Here is a 6,938-nt window from a genome sequence, read left to right as displayed (position 1 = left end):
GGCTGCTGGTGACGCGACTCCTGTTGCTTTCACTGCTCCTACCATCCATGGCTAAACTTTAGCTCTCGATAATTGAGAAGCGCCTCCCTCGCGGGGGCGCTTTTGGTTGTGTCTATAATAACGAGTTTCATGTAACAAACGCTAGTAAAACTTAATATAAATAAATTGATTTATAGCAAAATCCATGTAAATACTAAAAAGTAAGAGTCAGCAACTTCCTGAAAATTCTACTCTCGCCTTAAGGAAGTGAATCGCATAGCATTTGGTGTGAGGAGTCGCAACGATAAAAAAGTACTGTACCTGACTCTGAGGCGAAAGAGTATAGCAACACAACGATTAGAAAACAAAACGCTTTTTAAACTCTCGCAAAATTAATTAACCATTATTTCCCTTAATAGAACCATGACGACAACACTACAGCGACGCGAAAGCGGGAATCTGTGGGAGCGGTTCTGCGATTGGGTCACTAGCACGGAGAATCGATTGTACGTAGGCTGGTTTGGCGTATTGATGATTCCGTGTTTGTTAACCGCTACCATTTGTTTCATCATTGCCTTTATTGCCGCTCCACCTGTCGATATTGATGGTATTCGCGAACCTGTTTCCGGTTCCTTGCTTTACGGAAACAACATTATTACTGGCGCTGTTGTTCCTTCTTCTAATGCGATCGGCTTGCATTTCTATCCTATTTGGGAAGCAGCTTCGTTGGATGAATGGCTATACAACGGTGGACCCTACGAACTCATCGTTTTTCATTTTCTCATTGGTATTTTTTGCTGGCTAGGTCGGCAGTGGGAACTGAGCTACCGCTTGGGGATGCGTCCCTGGATTTGTGTAGCCTACTCTGCACCTGTCGCTGCGGCAACTTCTGTATTCTTGATTTACCCAATTGGGCAAGGTAGTTTCTCTGACGGTATGCCTTTGGGTATTTCTGGTACGTTCAACTTTATGCTTGTGTTCCAAGCGGAGCATAACATCTTAATGCACCCCTTCCATCAGTTGGGCGTAGCGGCGGTGTTTGGCGGTGCGTTGTTCTGTGCAATGCACGGTTCGTTAGTCACTTCCTCACTGATTCGGGAAACGACCGAAATCGAATCGCAAAATTTGGGTTATAAGTTTGGGCAAGAAGCAGAAACTTACAGCATTGTCGCAGCGCACGGCTACTTTGGACGGTTGATTTGGCAGTATGCGAGTTTTAATAATTCACGATCTCTCCACTTTTTCTTAGGAGCATGGCCAGTCATTGGCATCTGGTTCACCGCGTTGGGCATCAGCACAATGGCGTTCAACCTCAACGGGTTCAACTTCAACCAATCGGTGATTGACTCGCAAGGTCGTGTTGTTGCAACCTGGGCAGATGTCTTAAACCGCGCCAACTTGGGAATCGAAGTAATGCACGAACGCAATGCGCACAACTTCCCGCTAGATTTGGCTGCGGGTCCACCTGTTCCTGTCGCTTTTACGGCACCCACAATTAGTGGTTAATCACTCGTAAATCTACTACCTAATTTAGCGCTCTCTTTAAGAGAGCGCTTTTTGTGGTGTATATAGTATGGAGGTCAGGGACAAAGGGTAGTTGGCTAATTGCTTGCGATCTACATCTTGACGTTCTACTAAACGCTTAACGTCAAGATTTCTTGAACAACTTGGGGATTAATATCTTGTTGTTCACCGAGTGCTATCATACCGCGATTTTTCAGGCGATCGCTAATTACTGGAATTGTTCAGCTAAGACATCGTATGCAGACAGCCGCGTTGGAACACCGACGGATTCAAAGAAGTTCCGCGTTTTTGCGATCGATCGCTTCTGTTATTCTTGCTTCTTCATCACCTTGAGTAAGTCCCCAAACTCGCAAAGAATTTTTACGGGATTGTGGAAGATGAAGTTTTGCATCGCAATTTTTTTTGTTGGTATACAGGAGTCTGGCAATGTCAACTTTTACCGCTGATACTGTTTAGACTGTGGCGGGTGAGGTAGTTGCAGCGCGGTTTTCGATTAATTGCAACATTTGTTCGGCGACGCCTGCAGCCGAAGCGGGGTTTTGCCCTGTGACGAGGCGATCGCTTTTCACAACATGTGCTTCAAATTTGGGTGCTTTCGTAAATTCTGCGCCTCTTTCTTTCAATGCTGATTCGAGTAAAAATGGCACAGCTTCAGTAAGTTCCACTGCGGCTTCTTCTTCGTTTGTGAAGCCAGACACGGTTTTACCTTTGATGAGATACTCGCCATTAGCAAGCTTGATATTGAGTAGTCCCGCAGGTCCGTGACAAACGGCACCGACAACACCGCCTTGTTCATAAATGTTTGTAGCGATTTGGGCAAGTTGTTCATTGTTAGGAAAATCCCACATTGTCCCATGACCACCTGCATAAAAAATAGCATCGTATTGAGTCGGATCGACTTGCGACGGTTGCAGCGTGTTTTCAACTTGTTTTACCTTGTCAGGGTCATCTAGAAATGCTTTGTTGATAGGATCTTCAAGTTGCACGCCGTCCATTGGTGCTTTTCCACCTTTGGGGCTAACAAAATCAACGTCGTAGCCTGCGCCCGTGAAGACATCGTAAGGATGCGTCACTTCAGAAAGGTAAAAGCCTGTCTTTTTCCCTGTATTGCCAAGTTCCTCATGGCTAGTGACCACAATTAGAATTCTTTTATTCGTCATCGTAATTTTCCTCTAAAACCGTTTATTTCTTAACTGATTGCAATAGGTAAGCCTATTCTAGACTGGTCTACTACTTTGCAATACATCTTCAGCAAAGTCGAACTTTCAACGCTTGAAAACGACATCAAACATCACACTCATGAAAGTTTGTAGAGGGGCAGGGCTTTTAGTGACTTTCATCTGTTGTAATGCGCCTTCCCAACTGTTTAAGCAGAAATCAGCGAGAATATGTACCTCTAAATCGGGTGATAGTTCTCCGATAGCTTGGGCTTGCTGTAAACAATCAATGTAGCGATCGCGCCATTCGGCAAAAATCGCCTCTAAGCGCAAACGAAACCTTTCATTTTGATCTGCTAACTCTTGACCAAGATTACCTAATAAACAACCTTCACGACATTGTAACGACGCAAATTCTTCGTATTTTGCTTCAAAATAGCGCTGCAAGCGAGTTAAAGGAGATATTGTTTCATCCTTGAGATACTTGTCTAAAAATCGATTGTGCTCGCGGGCATCATTTTCAATGATTTCTAAGCCAAAGTCCTCCTTGCTTTTAAAGTAATAGTAAAACGAACCTTTGGGTACTCCTGTTGCTTGCAAGACTTCCTGTATCCCAGTGTGGTTGTATCCCTTTTCTTTAAGGAAGCGCGCACCTGTTTTGAGAAGAGCGATTTTTGTCGTATCTTTACCCATACATTTATAATAGACCAGTCGTCTATAAAATCAAATCATATTTTTATGTTTAGAACTTTAGAACTATTGTGTATTCAACAATAACAGCGCAAGACGTCCGGCGAAAAATATGATAGGAATCGCTCTTAATATAAGGCGGCACCCAGATTCGAACTGGGGGATAAAGGTTTTGCAGACCTCTGCCTTACCACTTGGCTATGCCGCCATAACTATCAGCCGATAACAATGTTGCTGCTGTAGTCACTTATTTTTGACTATGTTACAGGCAGCGCACAATTTTCATTAAATTAATATAGCACTAATAACAACAGATCGCGGGCATGGCGTCTCGATTCAAAGTTATCTTGCCGATATTTTGTGACTGAAATCACAAATAAAGTCGTTAAAGATCGCAAGTTATCTTTACGTTTACCGCTAGTCTAAAGAAACACTCTAGCTTTTGTACATCTTTCCAACTTAATGTTTCAAAAAATACAGAAATCGTCTGTACTTAGGAAGTTGTGCTGTAACTGGCTTTGTTATTACTTGTACTCAAGATGAAATATGTTGCTGTTAGAGATACAGCAGTTGCGGAAAAAACTCGGCGTCTGTAAAAATGAATCAATCTCCCTTATCTATCGCTCAAATTACAGACATCCATCTGTTTGCAGATGAGAAGCAAGAGCTACTGGGAATTAATACAACACAATCGTTTCAAGCGGTTGTTGAACGGTTGCTGTGTTTGCAAAGTCAAATAGACTTGCTATTGATTACAGGAGATTTATCACAAGATGGAACACCTGCATCTTATGAGCGTTTGCAGCACTTACTGATTCCGCTTGCCAAGCCTACTTATTGGATAGCTGGCAATCATGACGACTTTGCGGTAATGCAACAAATCTTAAATCAGGTGTATATTTTTCCACAAAAGGAGTTTACCCAAGGCGGGTGGAACTTTGTTTTGATCAACTCGGCAGTACCTGGCTACGTCCATGGTCGCCTTTCAGAAACAACCCTAGCTTGGTTAGATTGGCACTTAGCCAGTCGAAGAACACAGCCGACTTTGATAGCGCTACATCATCCACCCTTTGCCGTCAATTCTCATTGGCTCGATCGCAGTACACTAGAAAACTCAGATGAGTTTTTTACCATTTTGGATCGCTATCCACAAGTCAAGTTAGTTTTGTTTGGTCACATTCATCAAGAATTTCATTGCCAGAGAAACGGCGTACATTACCTAGGTAGTCCCGCAACTTCAGTTCAATTTGAACCACAAAGTGCGCACTTTGCTTTAAAACCAGAACACCCAGGGTTTCGACTCGTTCAGCTTTATCCTAATGGTAGGTGGCTAACTCAAATCGAGCGTGTAGCTTGTAACGAATATATTTTGGATTTAGCAGCAACTGAATATTAGATGAGGTAAAAACCAGAATAAAGCGCACCTTGAAATCAGCCAATCGGTGTGTCGCGTTTGTTGCGATTGACTGCGATTGTAAATAGAAAATGGGATTTCAGGAAATGCCGAATCAATGCTGTCCCCTCCTCCCACTCTCTCTTTATGCTTTTGTGTTCTACACTTTCACTTCATCAGCAAAACTGTTCCAACGAACAAAGTGAAACGGTCCAGCAACAGAACCCCAGACGTGTTCGTCGGTTTCTGGATCGCGCCCTCGATCAAGGCTAATAAATCGTTCTTGATCGATCTCGAATTCGCTATCTAAATAGGTTTTTTTGTCTTTACGCACGACAATACAACCCTTTCCTGGTTCCACACTGCCTTTAAAGCTAGTTCCTGTCCATTCGACAAGCATATTACATCCAGGCAATTTCTCCAAACGTTCTAAGGCAATTGCGTTCAGGCGTTGAGGTTCGCGAGATGCACCGTAAAATTGCTGTTCATCTTTGATTAAGTAATTCTCAATCGTAATGCGATCGCGGGCGTTAACTAATTTCAACACGCGCACGCGATACGGGTTATTCAGCATATAATCATACGCCTGTTCTACGTAAAAGCTGACTCCAGAAAGGATTTCTAGGGGAAGAGGACGCATACAAACGCGAATATGCGCAAAAAAAGGCGGATTTTCAAAAGCTTGTGCTTGATTGCTGAAATCTGCTGCCATCCACCGCGCTAAAGTAGCGATATCTGTAGAATGAGTCATTTGAACGGTATTTGTTAAGGATAATGTTGTTTGTGATACTCTTTCGAGTATTTTAAAACTCATAGCTACCTATTTTGTGGAGACATTTTGGCAAACAACTCGTCAAAGAATGAGCTATACCATTTCACTAAAATAAAAACTACAAATCATTTCTCCTCTGCATTTGTAGCAACTTCAAAGTGAAATAGTATTATTCGTCAATAGTGGGTAGTGAATTTTATGGCTATCTAAAAGATGCACAATCGCAATAATGCTTGTTTTCTTAGAATGTTCCGACGATACAGTAATGTTGTCGCTACGGCGACGCTTTCATTATGTTTATGTTGTAGTTCAACTGCATTAGCACAAAGCAAGGAATCTCCACCAGATCCACTACTACCGAATCAGCCGTTAAGTCCGCAAGCACGCCAAAACTTAGCAGCAGCATTGGAGAAACTCAACGTGCAAGCACAAACGCGATTAGCAGCGGGGGATAGTGTAGGTGCGTTTGAGATTTGGAACCGCGAATTACGACTAAGACGGGCGTTGGGTACTCTAGCTGAAGTGCAAGCATTAGGAAGAGTCGGGGTGATCGCTTGGAGTGAAAATGAACGTACCCAAGTTCAAATTATTACACAGAGACTGCAAACGATTCAACAAGAAGTACAATCGCAGCCAACAACTGATTTAACCTTACTACGATCGCTTGCTTACGCATATCAGCAGGTACGATCGCCAAAACAAGCAATACAAGTTTATCATCAAATTCTTAGGCTTGAGCGGCAGCAAAATGCCGCAGCAGCAGAAAATACTTTAAGGACAATCGCAGAATTACACTTAAGCTGGTTTGACTATCTGCAAGCAGCTAAGAGTTATCAAGAGTTACTCGCTTTGGCAAGTGCGCGCGGTGATCGCGTCGGTGAAGTGACTTATCTACAACAGCTAGCTTACATTTACGACCGCGCCCGACAACCTCAACAAGCACTCGTAGTTAAACAGCGACTTGCTGAACTTTATCTTAATGAGTCACAATTTACGCAAGTACCAGCAATTCGACTGGCGATCGCGGCTGACTATCAAGCATTAGGTCAAACTCAACAAGCGTTTCAAAATTATCAAGAAGCTTATGCTTCGGCTTGGTCTCTACAACAATATGCGCGTGCTGGTGACGCTTTGCGAGGATTAATTTTACTATACCGCACTCAAGGTCAGATTAATGAAGCTTTACAAGCAAGTCAAATACTGTTAGAAACAGACCAACGTGCTGCCAATTTCTACGGTTTGATGAATACTTATGACCAAATAGGGCAGATTCATTTACAAAACGGTAATCCTAGTGCAGCACTTTCAGCCTTTGAGCAAGGACTTGCGATCGCTCAACAATTGCAGTATCTACAGCCTTACTTTACGCAACAGATTCAACAGATTCAACAGAATTTAGCTCAATAAATGTTGATTAACCAAG

At 42.9% G+C, this 6,938-nt stretch carries 7 protein-coding genes and 1 tRNA gene; 4 read left to right on the top strand and 4 right to left on the bottom strand.

Translation table 11 applies throughout. The annotated features are described in order from the left end of the window. Positions 1–402: 402 nt before the first annotated feature. Positions 403–1,485, top strand: a complete 1,083-nt coding sequence (gene psbA / locus NIES1031_RS03420; RefSeq protein ID WP_073548098.1) for a photosystem II q(b) protein — start codon at positions 403–405, stop codon at positions 1,483–1,485. A gap of 152 nt (positions 1,486–1,637) precedes the next feature. Continuing rightward, a complete protein-coding gene (locus tag NIES1031_RS24150; RefSeq protein WP_178378032.1) occupies positions 1,638–1,949 on the top strand; it encodes a hypothetical protein in 312 nt (103 codons plus the stop codon). A gap of 6 nt (positions 1,950–1,955) precedes the next feature. Here the strand turns inward: NIES1031_RS24150 and NIES1031_RS03415 are convergent, their stop codons facing one another. The 3 genes from NIES1031_RS03415 to NIES1031_RS03405 form a co-directional block, all read right to left on the bottom strand. Then, a complete protein-coding gene (locus NIES1031_RS03415; RefSeq protein WP_073548097.1) occupies positions 1,956–2,663 on the bottom strand; it encodes a type 1 glutamine amidotransferase domain-containing protein in 708 nt (235 codons plus the stop codon). A 105-nt stretch (positions 2,664–2,768) separates the two neighbouring features. Then, positions 2,769–3,353 carry a TetR/AcrR family transcriptional regulator gene (locus NIES1031_RS03410; RefSeq protein WP_073548096.1) on the bottom strand — a complete coding sequence of 195 codons (585 nt, stop codon included), beginning with the start codon at positions 3,351–3,353 and terminating at the stop codon, positions 2,769–2,771. A gap of 133 nt (positions 3,354–3,486) precedes the next feature. After that, a tRNA-Cys gene (locus NIES1031_RS03405) sits at positions 3,487–3,558 on the bottom strand. A 390-nt stretch (positions 3,559–3,948) separates the two neighbouring features. On the opposite strand from NIES1031_RS03405, the gene cpdA reads away from it, so the two are divergent. Next, on the top strand, positions 3,949–4,746 hold the full coding sequence (cpdA, locus tag NIES1031_RS03400) for a 3',5'-cyclic-AMP phosphodiesterase (RefSeq protein WP_073548095.1): 798 nt from the start codon (positions 3,949–3,951) through the stop codon (positions 4,744–4,746). A 157-nt stretch (positions 4,747–4,903) separates the two neighbouring features. Here the strand turns inward: cpdA and NIES1031_RS03395 are convergent, their stop codons facing one another. After that, positions 4,904–5,494 (bottom strand): chromophore lyase CpcT/CpeT, encoded by a 591-nt coding sequence (locus NIES1031_RS03395; protein ID WP_073548123.1) that lies wholly within the window; start codon positions 5,492–5,494, stop codon positions 4,904–4,906. Positions 5,495–5,728: 234 nt separating this feature from the next. On the opposite strand from NIES1031_RS03395, the gene NIES1031_RS03390 reads away from it, so the two are divergent. Further along, complete coding sequence (locus NIES1031_RS03390; RefSeq protein WP_218596652.1) at positions 5,729–6,922, top strand: tetratricopeptide repeat protein; 1,194 nt, start codon at positions 5,729–5,731, stop codon at positions 6,920–6,922. Positions 6,923–6,938 lie beyond the last annotated feature (16 nt).

The sequence above is a fragment of the Chroogloeocystis siderophila 5.2 s.c.1 genome (assembly GCF_001904655.1).
GTDB classification, from domain to species: domain Bacteria; phylum Cyanobacteriota; class Cyanobacteriia; order Cyanobacteriales; family Chroococcidiopsidaceae; genus Chroogloeocystis; species Chroogloeocystis siderophila.
The sequence above is the reverse complement of the archived record's forward strand: the minus strand, read 5'-3'. Positions and strand labels throughout refer to the sequence as shown.